General features: G+C 43.4%; 14 protein-coding genes. 12 read left to right on the top strand and 2 right to left on the bottom strand.

Translation table 11 applies throughout. The features are described from left to right. Positions 1 to 70: 70 nt before the first annotated feature. The 7 genes from PAEVO_RS09540 (at position 71) to PAEVO_RS09505 (ending at position 6,470) form a co-directional block, all read left to right on the top strand. On the top strand, positions 71 to 1,081 hold the full coding sequence (locus PAEVO_RS09540; protein ID WP_100537328.1) for a phytanoyl-CoA dioxygenase family protein: 1,011 nt from the start codon (positions 71 to 73) through the stop codon (positions 1,079 to 1,081). A gap of 218 nt (positions 1,082 to 1,299) precedes the next feature. Further along, positions 1,300 to 1,632, top strand: a complete 333-nt coding sequence (locus PAEVO_RS09535) for a winged helix-turn-helix transcriptional regulator (RefSeq protein WP_100537327.1) — start codon at positions 1,300 to 1,302, stop codon at positions 1,630 to 1,632. Positions 1,633 to 1,978: 346 nt separating this feature from the next. Beyond that, on the top strand, positions 1,979 to 2,725 hold the full coding sequence (locus PAEVO_RS09530; protein WP_100537326.1) for an NAD(P)-dependent oxidoreductase: 747 nt from the start codon (positions 1,979 to 1,981) through the stop codon (positions 2,723 to 2,725). Then, positions 2,722 to 3,180, top strand: a complete 459-nt coding sequence (locus tag PAEVO_RS09525) for a DUF2269 family protein (protein WP_100537325.1) — start codon at positions 2,722 to 2,724, stop codon at positions 3,178 to 3,180. Before PAEVO_RS09530 ends, PAEVO_RS09525 begins: the two co-directional genes overlap by 4 nt. Before the next feature lie 465 nt (positions 3,181 to 3,645). Beyond that, positions 3,646 to 4,572 (top strand): DUF2268 domain-containing putative Zn-dependent protease, encoded by a 927-nt coding sequence (locus PAEVO_RS09515; RefSeq protein ID WP_100537324.1) that lies wholly within the window; start codon positions 3,646 to 3,648, stop codon positions 4,570 to 4,572. Next, complete coding sequence (locus PAEVO_RS09510; RefSeq protein ID WP_100537323.1) at positions 4,547 to 5,293, top strand: MerR family transcriptional regulator; 747 nt, start codon at positions 4,547 to 4,549, stop codon at positions 5,291 to 5,293. Before PAEVO_RS09515 ends, PAEVO_RS09510 begins: the two co-directional genes overlap by 26 nt. Positions 5,294 to 5,486: 193 nt before the next feature. Continuing rightward, entirely contained in the window at positions 5,487 to 6,470 is a 984-nt protein-coding gene (locus tag PAEVO_RS09505; protein WP_100537322.1) for an alpha/beta fold hydrolase, read from the top strand. Between the two features lie 108 nt (positions 6,471 to 6,578). Here PAEVO_RS09505 and PAEVO_RS09500 read toward each other — a convergent pair whose 3' ends face one another. Further along, the gene (locus tag PAEVO_RS09500) at positions 6,579 to 7,037 is read right to left on the bottom strand and encodes a DinB family protein (protein ID WP_100537321.1); all 459 of its coding nucleotides are present in this window, start codon (positions 7,035 to 7,037) and stop codon (positions 6,579 to 6,581) included. 418 nt (positions 7,038 to 7,455) lie between these two features. Between PAEVO_RS09500 and PAEVO_RS09495 the strand changes: the two genes are divergently transcribed. The 3 genes from PAEVO_RS09495 (at position 7,456) to PAEVO_RS09485 (ending at position 9,956) form a co-directional block, all read left to right on the top strand. Beyond that, positions 7,456 to 7,941, top strand: coding sequence for a DinB family protein (locus PAEVO_RS09495; RefSeq protein WP_100537320.1), 486 nt, complete (start codon positions 7,456 to 7,458; stop codon positions 7,939 to 7,941). A 159-nt stretch (positions 7,942 to 8,100) separates the two neighbouring features. Further along, the gene (locus PAEVO_RS09490) at positions 8,101 to 9,060 is read left to right on the top strand and encodes an ATP-binding protein (protein WP_100537319.1); all 960 of its coding nucleotides are present in this window, start codon (positions 8,101 to 8,103) and stop codon (positions 9,058 to 9,060) included. Between the two features lie 23 nt (positions 9,061 to 9,083). After that, positions 9,084 to 9,956, top strand: coding sequence for a tetratricopeptide repeat protein (locus PAEVO_RS09485; protein ID WP_100537318.1), 873 nt, complete (start codon positions 9,084 to 9,086; stop codon positions 9,954 to 9,956). Between the two features lie 253 nt (positions 9,957 to 10,209). Here the strand turns inward: PAEVO_RS09485 and PAEVO_RS09480 are convergent, their stop codons facing one another. Further along, complete coding sequence (locus PAEVO_RS09480; protein WP_100537317.1) at positions 10,210 to 10,524, bottom strand: hypothetical protein; 315 nt, start codon at positions 10,522 to 10,524, stop codon at positions 10,210 to 10,212. A gap of 389 nt (positions 10,525 to 10,913) precedes the next feature. On the opposite strand from PAEVO_RS09480, the gene PAEVO_RS09475 reads away from it, so the two are divergent. Beyond that, positions 10,914 to 12,047: a UDP-N-acetylmuramoyl-tripeptide--D-alanyl-D-alanine ligase gene (locus PAEVO_RS09475; RefSeq protein ID WP_243390700.1), complete on the top strand. Its 1,134-nt coding sequence runs from the start codon at positions 10,914 to 10,916 to the stop codon at positions 12,045 to 12,047. A 672-nt stretch (positions 12,048 to 12,719) separates the two neighbouring features. After that, a complete protein-coding gene (locus tag PAEVO_RS09470) occupies positions 12,720 to 13,280 on the top strand; it encodes a helix-turn-helix domain-containing protein (protein ID WP_100537316.1) in 561 nt (186 codons plus the stop codon). Positions 13,281 to 13,373: the final 93 nt, after the last annotated feature.

The following is a 13,373-nucleotide window of genomic DNA, read 5'->3' as shown; positions in this document are numbered from 1 at the left end:
GTCCTCTCCATTGAGAACGCTTTCGGAATCCTTCAAACTGAAGGTAATCAATGGATGTGGAGGGATCAATATGGGGCAGACTTATGTACCTAAGGCCAAACTAAGAGAAGGCCGTTTTTATGTAACGGTAGAGCAATACAAGCACTATCACCGAGATGGTTTCCTCATTGTTGAAGGACTGTTGGATTCGAAAGAAATAGAACAATACGCAGCGTGGGCAGAGAGACTGCGTATTGAAAATGAGGGGAAACGTGAACAGGCATCTAAGGAAGATAAGGACCCTCTCAAATCGGAGTTTGCCGAGAAGACGAGGGTTCATATGATCTCCCGCGTCCATCCGGAAGGGGAGCAGCTGATGCTTCATCCCCGGATTCTGGATGTGCTTGAGGCACTTATTGGGCCCGACGTATATGCTTTGCAATCGATGATGTTCTTTAATCCGCCGGGAAAGGGCGGGCAAGGTTGGCATCAGGATGCTTATTACATCAAGACCCATCCCGACACGCTAATCGGGGCATGGATTGCCCTGGAGGATGCCGATGAAGAGAATGGGTGTTTGTGGGTCGTCCCTGGTTCCAATCACGAGCCGATCTACCCACCCCCAGGGGATAACAGCGGCAGTATTCATGCTAAAGAAGCCTTTACCGATCTCCACTCCGTTGAGAATGTCAGTCATCTGGACGATGAGGTCAACACGCTATCCAAAGTGGTGTCAAAATATCCGGCTCCGATTCCTGTGCGAATGAAGCCTGGGGATGTGCTATTCTTTGATTCCCATTTGTTCCACCGTTCATATCGGAACCGAACGAAGGACCGTTATCGCCGCTCCTATGTGTGCCATTATTGTAACGCGCGGTCGTTCGTTCCGTGGGACCATGACGGTTATGAGGGCGAAAGCGGGAACTACCGCCAGATTTTGGCGCGAGGCCGGACGCATCTTGCTTATGCGGAACCGATATTCGATACCCCGGTGGATATTACGCAGCATGATGAGATTCCCGAATCATCCAGCGTGACGTTGATGGGAATGGATGACGGTATGATGATGCCAGTCGTACAGGAGAAAAAAGAACAGGACTAGAGGTAGAAATTTAAAAGCCCACCAAACCATTTCTCTTTACCTGTGTATGATATAGTCAAGAACTTGATCTCATTCTCCACGGATAGTAGGGCGGAGGTGAGTACTGCATTCGTGAATGTCTTGTAGCTTTTTACTTTCAATATTGACTTGATTGTAAAGCTACCGTTATGTTAATTTTAGGTAATGCACTTACTTAAAAGTAAGGGGATGATTTATCAATGATTCATCAGCGTGAATGTCCAGTTGAGACACTCATTCATGTTTTAGGTGGCAAATGGAAGCCGATGATTTTATGGCATCTGATTGAATCCAAAAAGCGATTCAACGATCTGGAAAAGCTTATACCTGATGTTTCACAAAAAATGCTTTCACAACATCTCCGAGATTTGGAACAAGAAGGCATAGTCGATCGAACGGTCTACCCGACTGTCCCTCCAAAAGTAGAATATTCTCTTAGTGAATACGGCAGAACATTGATTCCTGTAGCAGAAGTCATGTGTGCTTGGGGAGAAAATCATAATAAGCGGAAATATCAAGAGTCAGCGTCATAAAGCTGGTTCAATGAACTTGTACACGAATTCAATCAACTCAAAACAAAAGCTGCCACGGGATTCCGGGCAGCTTTTGTTTGCCTGCAGTCGCACTTCTGATCTGAATTAATTATCGGGTTTGAGATCATAAAACTTCTTATAGTGTGGGATTGTCGCCAATCTGTCTTTAGAATATTCCCGACGTCCCGACCTCCCGAGCTCTTGCGTATTCTTAGGGCATCCTTTTCCGTCATGCTTACTTTTAAGTAAGCACCCTACTTTAAAGTGGGTTCTTAACATCATTTTGAAGCGATGCTAAGCTTGAGTTAACCAAATATTAGGGGCCATGAATGAGGAGGAAAGAACAATGAAAATTATTGTTTTCGGAGCGACGGGGAATACAGGGAAAAGAGTGCTGGTACAAGGGATAAAAATGGGGCATGAAATGACCGCCTATGTTCGAAATGCTGAGAAGCTTTATGATCAGCTAGGTAAGCATTCCGCAAAGCATGTGAAGGTGATCGTGGACGATATGATGGACCCGGTCAGCATCGGTGAGGCGCTCGCGCATCAAAACGCCGCTATTATTGCAGCCGGCCATGCGGGCCAGGGAGAAGAGTTTGTTCGTATCGTCGATACCATTATAAGCCAATGTGAATTAGAGCCTAGTTTCTCTGGGCGGGTATGGATGATGGGAGGAGCGGGACTGCTGGATATTCCATATACCGATCTTATCGGCAACCATTTACCCGGCTTCCCGCCTGAGTATAAAAATCACAATCGGAATTACGAAAGGCTGCAACAGACTGGGCTCGATTGGTCCGTTATGTGTCCGGGGACCATGATGGATTCGAGTGAGCATTCAGAGCCGGTTCATCTGCATGTAACAACGGAAACCTTGCCTGTTCCGATTCCGGAGGCGATCAAGGAATATTCCGAGGCAGATATCGCCGGTCACTTGTTCAACCGATTTCAAGAGCTGAATGTTACTTATGACGATGTCGCAAGATGTATGCTGGACCATATTGAGCTCGGGGGAGCGTTTAAAAGAAAAAGGGTCGGTCTAGCCTATCAAAACAATATTACGGTGCACTTAGAAGAAGGGGGAGCATAGGTTTGTTTGGATTACTGCTCGTTTTGCATATATTGGCTTCGATTGCCATCATTGGCCCGGCTTTCGTGATGCCCATCATTCGTAGATTCGCTAGAACCGTCGGCCAGCTGCACTTTACTTTTGGTATAACGACAAAGCTTGCCATCATGCCTAAAATTGGCGGAGCCGTACTTATTGTAACCGGGGTTTGGCTTATGATCATAACCAAGATGGGGTTATCCCAAATGTGGCTGAATGTGTCCATCCTTTTATCGCTCCTCATGATCGTCCTCATCGACGGATGGATCGAACCGCGTATGAAAAAGGTCATAAAGATCATATCGGAAAGTCAAGATCAGGGTAATGAAATACCCGCCGAGTTCGGACTGCTCATAAAAAAGATCATACCCGTCGAGACGGCAGCGCAGCTGCTGATGATTGCCATATTGGTGCTTATGGTCGTTAAGCCATTTTGAAAAAAAGCCGATGGGAGCGTCTTAACTCACTTTTTAGGCCAGATGTTTTTTTGGTGATATAATTAGGAAAATGCTGGGGTAAGAAATAAGGCGGCGATTGAAATAGGATTTTAAAATCGGGTTATGGTCTTGACCATCATGGTTTTATTGTAAGCGATGTTAGCAAAGATAAAATTGATGATGTATATGTTGCGTGAATTTTAGTTAAATAAGGATTATTCTACAAAATAAAACTTCTGGATCATGGAGGTTTTATTTTTTTTGTTACGCGCTGAGGAGATAATAAATGAATATATCTAAAGTCGACCTTTCATCGGTTTCTTTTTTTCAAATATGATGATGATGTGTTAAGGTCTTCTTTCGATCAGCGGAAGATGTACCCAAAGTCGGGATAAAAGTTCTTGACTATGACGTTAGGTCATAGTGCATAATTTTTCAATGAATCCATAACTAGGAGTGAGAGAAATGAAGATTAAATCACTGCGATCAGATCATATTTATCAAAAAGTGGCCCAAGCTTCGCCCGAGGAAAAGCTTGAATTGTTCAGAAACGAAATGATGGCTCCCTTTAAGAAACAATGGCAAATTCAACAGATCCCTTTTAAAGCCGAAGAGGCCAACGGTTTTGACGTTATGACGTTCAATAGTATGATGCATCGATCTCCTGATCAAATTACCTCTCAGATTTCGGCAGAGATCGAGCTGATATCGTCCGAATCATTTTGGTTAGCGTGCGAGCATGCTGTAAAGAAAAGCCTGCATCTATTTGTAGAGCATGAAATTAACCTCCCCGTTTCCGAATATTTATTTACCATTCAACTAGGAAATCCGGAAAGCCGTGCCTTAACCATAAACGAAGGATATAGCGGTTTTGGGGGCATTCCCGGGTTTATTTGGGGTACAATCTTGCCAAATGAGTACACGATTCCTCGAATGAAGGCTGCCCTGGCGCACGAATGCAACCATAATGTGCGATATCAATTTATTCAGTGGGATCACACCGTTAACTTGGGCGAGCTCATTGTAAGTGAAGGCTTGGCCGAAAACTATGCTACGTTCATGTTTGGAGAAGAATTGCTCGGTCCTTGGGTAACGAAAACAAACGCAGAAACGCTTAACAGGCGCATAAAGCCAGTGCTTAGAGAGCAACTGCAATTAACAGGGTTCGATCGAATTGCTCCGTATCTTTACGGTGACGAGATCGCAAAACTTCAAAATTCAAAACCCGTCAACATGCCTTATAGTGCCGGATACGCTTGCGGATATCATTTAATCCAATATTATTTACGAAAAACAGGGAAAACGATTTTCGAGGCTACGATAACGCCTGCCGCTCAAATACTAGACGAAGTAGAAGAGTATTGGAATGAAGAAACCATTATTAGCAGTTAAAGATATCGTTCAGATTACCGGCATTACCGCTCGCACCCTGCATTATTACGACCGTATTCATTTGTTCAAACCGACACACCTGACGGAAAAAGGGTATCGCCTATATGAACGAAGCAGTTTGGAAAAACTTCAGACCATTTTATTCTTAAAGGAACTGGATTTTTCCTTGAAAGAAATTGCGGACATTTTAAAACTGACCCGACAAGAACAAAAACAAATAGTAAAGAATCAGAGACAAACCTTACAATCAAGAAAACAAAGAATAGAAACCATCATGGTCGCTCTCGAGGAATATGTTTCGGGTAATGATATTAGTCATTTGCAAATCTTCAACAATTCTTCCGTTCTGCCATTGAAAGAACAATATGCAAATGAAGCCAAATTCATTTATGGTGAAACAGAGGCGTATCAAAAGTTTAATGAAACGTTGGATACGATATCACTCGATGAAAAAGAGGAACGTTTTCGGTCCATGGAAGGAATATTCAAACAAATCGCGTCTTTAGTCGATCAGGATCCTTCTTCCGATGAAGTTCAGCGATTAATCGAGGAGTGGAAAAAAAATCTAATGCAATTCATGACTTGCGACGCAGAATTACTGACTTGCATGGCTAATACCTACAAATTCGATACGCGTTTCAGAAACTATTTTAATCAATATAGCCATGAGGATTTCGCAGATTTTCTGTACAGTGCAATTATGCATAATATCAATCGGTAATAACCCATTAAAGTCGCTATTTTAGCGGCTTTTTTGTTTTATCGGTACAAATTTCTTCTGCCGATTGCCGAGTAACTTTGTTCATGCTCCGTTCATATTGCATTCATTGAGAGGACATCTTGGTTGGCTAGACTTGGATGAGTGGACCACAAGGCCATTGTACAGATAACAATAACAAGAGGAGCTGAAGAGTTTGACACAAGCAGCAGGAAAGGAAGTAAGGTATAGTACAAAAACAAAGAGAGTACTACATATTTTGCTTAAAGTAATCGTCGCAGTAGTTATAGCCATCCTACTTTTTATCGCAATCGTCTATACCGTAAATAAAATCAGCGGTCTTACAGAACAAAAAAGAATGGAACAATACGGTCAGCATGTATCCGTGGATGGAAAACAGATGAATGTTTTCATTCAAGGTCAAGGTGAAGAAACCATAGTGATTCTTCCTGGTTATGGAACAGTAGCACCTGCACTTGATTTTAAGCCACTTCTATCAGAGTTAATCCCTTATTATAAAGTCGTCGTGATTGAACCTTTTGGTTACGGTTTGAGCGATCAAACCCAGAAGGAGCGCAGTACAGAAAATATCGTAAGCGAAATTCATGAAGCGTTACAAAGTCTCCATATCAATCGTTATATTCTTATGGGTCATTCTATTTCGGGGATCTATAGTCTGGAGTATGTAAACCAATATCCAAACGAAGTGAGAGCGTTTATCGGGCTGGATAGCAGTGTTCCCACGCTGAGTGAACAGAAGATTGATTCGTCAGACACAGACCCGGTTAAATGGTTCCGCAATTTGGGCTTCGCCCGTTTACAATTGAAACTAAGCGCTGACCCTTATGAAGGACTGCCGTATGATCAACAAACCAAAGAACAATTGAACATGTTGATACGCAAAAACATGTATAACAACACTCAATTAAATGAGGCGGTGAGCATGTATTCCAACTTTGAAGCAGCAGAGCAGCTTACTTTTCCTACCAACTTACCTGTCCTTTTCTTTGTCCAAGCGAATCACCCTGTGACGGACCGATGGATCCCCGAACATGAGAAGCAAATAGAGGAGTCTGTACATGGAGAAATGGTCTTGTTGGACGCGGGACATTATTTATATCGTTCCCATCCAAAAGAAATCTCTGAAAAAATAAGGGATTTTACAAGAGGATTAAAATAAATATATAACATTTCTTAGTTGATGATGTCGTGAGAAAGAATATATAAGTCGCCACGAGTCCACAGGGGCTCCACCTTTCTCGTTAAGAAAACGAAATCTTTTATACGTTCAGAAGAGGGGGCCGGCGAATCCGTTCAAACGTGCGATGACGCCGATTTGACCGACATGATACGACTCATGATCAAAAACATGATGGAAAATCCATCGCAGCGTCGGCGGTGAAGGCGGTTCCCAACCGTCTGAAAAACGAGGTAGCTGTACTGCAGGCTCATGTTCATCGTATTCCATAGAGTTGAGTTTAAGGTCTGTATGCTCCCGAATGTCGATATATGCCTGCAAAATTTGCTGAGGGTGATCCAAGACTCGTTGAAGTCGTGGCTTTCCCTTAAGAACGATCACGTTAATCCATTCGTCTTCGCTGCGAGCGATGTGCTCAATGATCCAAGCGATGGAATTCGGGTAATCCGGATGCAATGCATACCACTGTACTTCAGTCAATTGATTTAAATAAGGAATCAATATCTTTCTTGCATCATTTCGATAAGGAAAAAAGGCAGCGAGTTTCATGAATTCCTCCTAGAAATATAGATTAGGCACAGGTACTTACAACCAAATGTCATTGTAACTTATTTTTAGAGTTATGACGTTCTGATTGGCGACGCAATTTTGAAGGTCTTGAACAGTAATTGTATCATAAGAAGCTTCAACTAACGGGGACATTTAAAGACTGACATTATGCTGTCAGTGTTTCAATCCTATAATTGAGGTGATTTTTTTAACGAGTGGAGGAGTCAGGAATAATCCCCCTTAACAAAGGTGACACGGTTTCAGCTTCCGGCAGAGGGTGGGGAACGTGAATGGGATTGTTACGGCAACATTTTGGGTTGGGACACTGCAGATCTTTATGCGATAAACGGAGGATAACAGGATTATATCGCGAATCATGGTAGGAGTAACAAAGTTGATTATTTCAGGAGGCGGCGACATGTTGAAACTATTCGAGTATAACTGGCAAGTTCGCAATGACTGGTTTGACTGGTGCGAAACGGTGAGCGAGGAAGAGCTGTTGAAAAGGCGCACCGGCGGCATAGGAAGCATTCTTTACACACTATATCACATCGTGACAGTCGAATATGCCTGGTTGTGCGGGGATTTGCAAGGGAGAGAGCTGAATATCCCTTCGTTCGAAGATTGTGCCAGCGTGCAAGGATTACGAGATTATTCGGCCCGAAGCCGTGCGGAAATTGCACCTTTCGTCTACGCTTGGAATGGTAGCTTGGAAGACCATGTCATGTTTGATACAAACCAAGACGGGGAGCAGGAAAGCTTTAGATTCGGTGAAGTGATGCGGCACGTGATCGCCCACGAAATTCACCATATCGGTCAATTGTCTATATGGTCACGAGAAATCGGAAAGAAGCCGGTTTCTGCAAACTTGATTTACAGAGGATTATTCGATTTTAAAGAATAAAACCATCTTTTAGATGAGTATCTCATGTTTATCATTATCGGAAGTAGTTCAGCTAACTGTAAAGGCTGCTCTTGTGAGTAGTCTTTTTTTGTTTAGTTACTCCCTAATTTATGGGAATATGATATTCTTAAGAGAAAATATGACAGGGGAGAGAGCAGGATGTCGGACCATGATGAACTAGCAGAGCATAGGCGCAAAAATTTAAAGCTCATTCATTTCAGCAAAGAGGATCAATCGCTTGTCGAGTCAGAGAAACCAAAGGAGACGTTTGCCGACGTCGGAGGCCTGGAAGAGGTTAAGAAAAAAATCAGAATGAATTTTATACTGCCTCTGAAGCAGCCGGAAGTATTTGCCGCATACGGCAAACAAGCTGGAGGGAGCTTGCTCTTGTTTGGGCCTCCCGGATGCGGCAAAACATTTTTGGCACGTGCGGTGGCAGGCGAGATCGATGCTAATTTTCTTCATGTCGAGCTTCAGTCTATTCTTTCCATGTATGCTGGCCAGAGCGAGCATAACTTACACGATATATTCGAAAAAGCGCGGGAAAGCAAGCCGTGCGTTATTTTCATTGATGAAATCGACGCCCTCGGAGGCAGCCGTCATCAAATGCGCCAGCATCATGACCGCATGCTTGTTAACCAATTATTGCTGGAGCTTGACGGTCTGCAGGCGGAGAACGATAACGTGTTTGTCATCGGGGCAACCAATACGCCTTGGTACCTTGATTCCGCATTGAGACGTCCCGGGCGCTTTAACCATCTTGTTTTTGTACCGCCGCCTGAAGAGGCAGAGCGGCAAATCATTCTGGAACTAAAGCTATCCGGCAAGCCGCTGGGTTCGCTGAACCTGTCCAAGATTGCCGCAGAGACGAAGCTTTATTCCGGAGCCGATTTAGAGCAGCTAGTCAAGGATGCCGTAGAATCAGCCATGGAGCGAACCTTTGAGAAGGGTGAGATCCAGCCTATTACTCAGGACGATTTAAAGAGATCGGCAAAAGGCCGCAAGGCAACGACGCTGGATTGGTTTGCTACAGCAAAGAATTATGCGACATTCAGTGATGTAAACCGTGATTATCAAATCGTGTTGGATTACATTAAGAAGCATGGTGTCAAGTCATAATTGTATAAGGGGGGATAGCGCAGGTGGAGAACATACATAATTATGCCGCTTATGCTAAGGCGCAGCAGCTTATCGAATGGAGGCGGTATAAAGAAGCATTAAAGGAAGCTGAGCAGCTAATAAGACAGGAACCGGAGGACCCGGATGTCTTTGCGCTAATCTCGAAGATTCACCTATTTATGAACGAATATGACAAAGCACTGCATTGGTCGAACCAGGCGCTTAGCCGGGAGCCGCAGCAGGAGCTGGCCTGGTATGTGCGGGTCAGCGTTTTCTACGCTACGGATAAGGATCGGGCTTTCGAAGAAGCTCTGCAGGAAGCCTTACGAATCGATCCCTATGAGCCTTATTATTATTATCTACAAGCAAATATGTTGAACAAGAAGGGCAAACCAAACCAAGCGAAGACGGCACTTTCGCATGCACTTGAACTGCGTCCGGAATCACCATTATATTTGGCTGTGTTAAGCTATACGGAAGCGTTGCTGAGAAACTATGAGGATTCTGCTAGGTTGGAAAGACTCGCCCTCAAAAACAATATGGAATCGTCAGAAGTATATTTATTTCTCGGCTTGGCGGCTGGCCAGCGTGGGGAATACAAGCTGAAAGAGACGTATATGCGGAATGCCGTTCGCTTAGATCCAGAAGACAAACAGTACCAGGATGAATTTCTAGAGGCGCTTCAGCATAACGAAATGTTATTTAAAATATTTTTGTGGCCAGGCAAATTTTTGAGAAAAATGAAGAATTGGCAGATTCTGCTTTCCTGGGCTGTGGCCGTGCTAATATTTAGGCCTTTGCTAATCCTGTTCATCGTGTTGTATGTGCTCTCGCATTGGGTAACCAAAGCCATCGTGCACGTCAAAGTCTTTGGGTGGAGACGCAGAGGAGTATAGGAATGGTATACCCGAGTCTTGGATTTCGAGAACCTGGGATGTCCTTTAACCTAACGGGATCGTTAGTTCAATAAAACAGCGACAGTCTAGGACATTATTTCTCGTCCTTAGCTGTCGCTGTTTCAATTTATAGACTCATTTCGAATAGCCGCGTGGAAAAAAGTTTTCCAGACGAATACAAAGGCCACATCGTACAATCCTAATCCCTGAATACTTCGGCTCCCATGTCGAACTATTCTTTTTTAACCATTCATTAAAAAAGAATGATGATCTTTTGTCGGCCCGTACCCTCCAATCGCTTCAACATCGAAGCGGTTATCATCTTCAAATCTTTTTTAGTATATCTGTGCCTTCCCGGAAGCGTTTTGTAATTCGTATAATATTTATCGCCAATCTGTTCAATGGTCAAAATTTTTGTTACGTCCCGATTCTTTATTGCATTCAAATAGTTCCTCTCTTTCTCAAGCGGAATATAGTTTATACTTCCATTTCTATTTTGTAACAATATCAATTCTTTAACTACCCCGTTATGATCCACCCGAAAATGAACTCTGCCAATTTCCTGCATGCATCCAACACTTCCTTTCTAGCGGTTAAAACAGTATATGATTTCATAATCGTATTGGAATGAGTTAAAGGTCCAAGTCCCCTCAATTTGGACAGAAGCGATCCGACAAGCTGCTTAATCATCTCCACGGATGCCAAATACAATAAAATTCGCATATCGAACCCCAGTTTGACAAACGGGAGCCAAAGTCCCTCTAGTAACCTTAAATACGGGGGGGTAAATAAGGTTATGAAAAGTTCATAGATTCGGAATCCGATCATAATCCTTCTTCCATAAAATGGGCTGAATCGGTAGGAAGTAGGCCCATACGGCTCCGCATATGCCACATACAATGTTTTGGTACGAATGATTGCAAAGGGGATGATATTCTGGGCTCCAAATATCGTCCGGTGATTGCCGTCACGGGTAGCGCCGGAAAAACGACGACCAAGGAAATGATCGCATCGATTTTGGAAAGAAAATGGAAAGTCTATAAAACCAAAGATAATATGAATCTCCCCGCTTACATTGATAAGCAAAGTAAAGAAATTTCGTCCAAGCATAGAGCAGTCGTCCTGGAGTACGGGATGTCAAAGGCGGGCCATATCCGAAAAAGCTGTCAGCTGATTAAACCGAACATCGGTGTCGTCACCATGGTAGGAGCCGCGCATATCGGCAATTTCGGGGGGAGCATCAGAAGAGTGGCCCAAGCAAAATCGGAGCTTATCAGAGGCATGAATCAATCCGGAATGCTGTTTCTCAATGCGGATGACCGAAATTCGAGGTATTTGACCACCAAAGATTTTCGAGGAAAGGTATTCACGGTTTCGCTTTATCAAAAAGCGGAGTACCGGGCGAGTCGGATCGCCTTCACGGAAACCGGGATGTCGTTCAGTGTTGAAATTAACCGAAAACTGATCCGCTTCCACATCCCTGCATTCGGCAAGCATAATATCTACAATGCGCTTTTTGCCATTGGGGTGGCACGGCAGCTCGGCATTTCGGTCGACACGATAAGAAAAGGGCTGGAGAACTATCAAAAGCCGGACCGGCGGCTAGTCGTCTACCGGCTTAGAAAAGATGTCAAAGTGATCGACGACACCTTCAGCGCCAATCCGCAAGCAGCGCAGGCGGCGGTCGATGTCCTGGCACAGATCGGCAAGGGGAAACGGATCTTCGTTCTGGGAGATATGCTGGAACTCGGACGTTACTCCGAGAAGGGGCACCAAATCGTTGGAGCTTATGCGGCAAGGAATAAGGTCCATCATCTTCTAACCTACGGCAGAGCCTCCCGACATGCTCGAAACGCAGCTGTAAGTTCAGGATTATCGTCCGTCCAGGCCAGACATTTTAACGACAGGAGAGCGCTGCACGCGGCTTTGTACAGATTGACTACACCGAGCACAACGATTCTCGTCAAAGGCTCGCATAAAATGAGAATGAACCAAACTGTAAAGTACATTAGTAATGAGGTAGGGAGCAGAAACCGGTCAGATACAAGAAGACGGGCAGAAAGAAAAAATGAAGCAGGAAAGAAGCGATAAAAGGCAGACTGTGTAAGCCGTAAGCTCCCGAATACAAGAATATAAACTAACGGGAAACGATAGTTCATAAAAACAAAAAGGCAGCCGAACAAAGTGATCGGCTGCCTTTCTAAAACTAACTATCACTGGCTCTAATTCATCAAGCTATAACATCTCATAACAACATATTATAAAGGGATTTGCCTTGCCGCATCGAAGCAAGCCTGAGTCGATAAAGGCGAGCTGCACCCAATTGGGCTCGCGTGTGCGAATGGCGTGAAAACTGGCGATAAAGAGAAATTTAGAATTTTACGTTACGATTCCGACTGAAATGAAAATATTGCGTTATGTTAGAATTACAGGGTAAGAGGAAGTTGATAATATGGCGGACACTGTTTAGTTTCGTATCTTAGATGTAGAAAACATGGAAGATTTATCGTTTGTACAAAAAGCAGCACAGTCCTCATGCCAATATTGAAAAAGCCGTCGGCAATGCCCGATACGATAAAATGTTCTACGCCTTAGATCTACGACAATCCAGAAACGAGCGCGATGAACGGGCAGATTATTTTACATAGAAGTCATAATTTTTTTGCATAGGTGTGTAGTCCACCATCAAATATTAATCGTATGGAAAAGAGTCTAGATAAACAATATACTAGCTATAAAGTTAAAGGTTGAGGTGAATATCAAATGGATGAAGTTGATGAAACAAAACAAATTGTATTACAAATGGGCGGTGCGTTGAAAAAGTATAGAAAAGAAAAAAACATGAGTCTAGACGATTTAGCGGAAATTACGGGCGTAAGCAAACTTACACTGGGGAATATCGAACGTGGCGATACAAATCCAACTTTGGCAATTATATGGAAAATTTCAAAAGGCATATCTTTACCGCTATTGGCTTTGTTCAAATCAGAAAACCCTGTTAGTTTGTATCGAGCAGGCGAAGGGCTACGGTTTTCTAATGATCAAAAGAATTGGATCATTGAGCCAGTCTTTAAAAGTAACGATATTGAAATGTGTCGGGCTTACTTACAGCCAAATAGCTCGTATCACCCTGAAGGTCATCATGTGAATACAACTGAAATTGCGACAGTAATGACGGGCTCCATTGAAATTCAAATCAATGGAGAGATTTATACATTGAATCAATATGATACGATCAGTTTTCGTGCAGATTGTCCTCACTCTTATACTAACCATACGGATAGCGAAACAGTGCTCCATATATCCTTAAAGTATGGTTTCTAAAAGTCGATAAATTCTACTTATTAAATACAACTCCGAATTCATGGTGGGAATTCAGAGTTGTATTTTTGTTGTTTAGATGAGAAAAGGTATATC

It is taken from the genome of Paenibacillus sp. GM2FR, from assembly GCF_002803325.1.
GTDB classification, from domain to species: domain Bacteria; phylum Bacillota; class Bacilli; order Paenibacillales; family Paenibacillaceae; genus Paenibacillus_AQ; species Paenibacillus_AQ lautus.
This window is presented reverse-complemented; position numbering and strand designations above follow the sequence as displayed.

Bases quoted from the DNA above. Each gene is read 5' to 3' on its own strand.
- PAEVO_RS09540 (WP_100537328.1), top strand. From the start codon at position 71: ATGGGGCAGACTTATGTACCTAAGGCCAAACTAAGAGAAGGCCGTTTT.
- PAEVO_RS09535 (WP_100537327.1), top strand. From the start codon at position 1,300: ATGATTCATCAGCGTGAATGTCCAGTTGAGACACTCATTCATGTTTTA.
- PAEVO_RS09530 (WP_100537326.1), top strand. From the start codon at position 1,979: ATGAAAATTATTGTTTTCGGAGCGACGGGGAATACAGGGAAAAGAGTG.
- PAEVO_RS09515 (WP_100537324.1), top strand. From the start codon at position 3,646: ATGAAGATTAAATCACTGCGATCAGATCATATTTATCAAAAAGTGGCC.
- PAEVO_RS09510 (WP_100537323.1), top strand. From the start codon at position 4,547: ATGAAGAAACCATTATTAGCAGTTAAAGATATCGTTCAGATTACCGGC.
- PAEVO_RS09500 (WP_100537321.1), bottom strand. From the start codon at position 7,037: ATGAAACTCGCTGCCTTTTTTCCTTATCGAAATGATGCAAGAAAGATA.
- PAEVO_RS09495 (WP_100537320.1), top strand. From the start codon at position 7,456: ATGTTGAAACTATTCGAGTATAACTGGCAAGTTCGCAATGACTGGTTT.
- PAEVO_RS09490 (WP_100537319.1), top strand. From the start codon at position 8,101: ATGTCGGACCATGATGAACTAGCAGAGCATAGGCGCAAAAATTTAAAG.
- PAEVO_RS09480 (WP_100537317.1), bottom strand. From the start codon at position 10,524: ATGCAGGAAATTGGCAGAGTTCATTTTCGGGTGGATCATAACGGGGTA.
- PAEVO_RS09470 (WP_100537316.1), top strand. From the start codon at position 12,720: ATGGATGAAGTTGATGAAACAAAACAAATTGTATTACAAATGGGCGGT.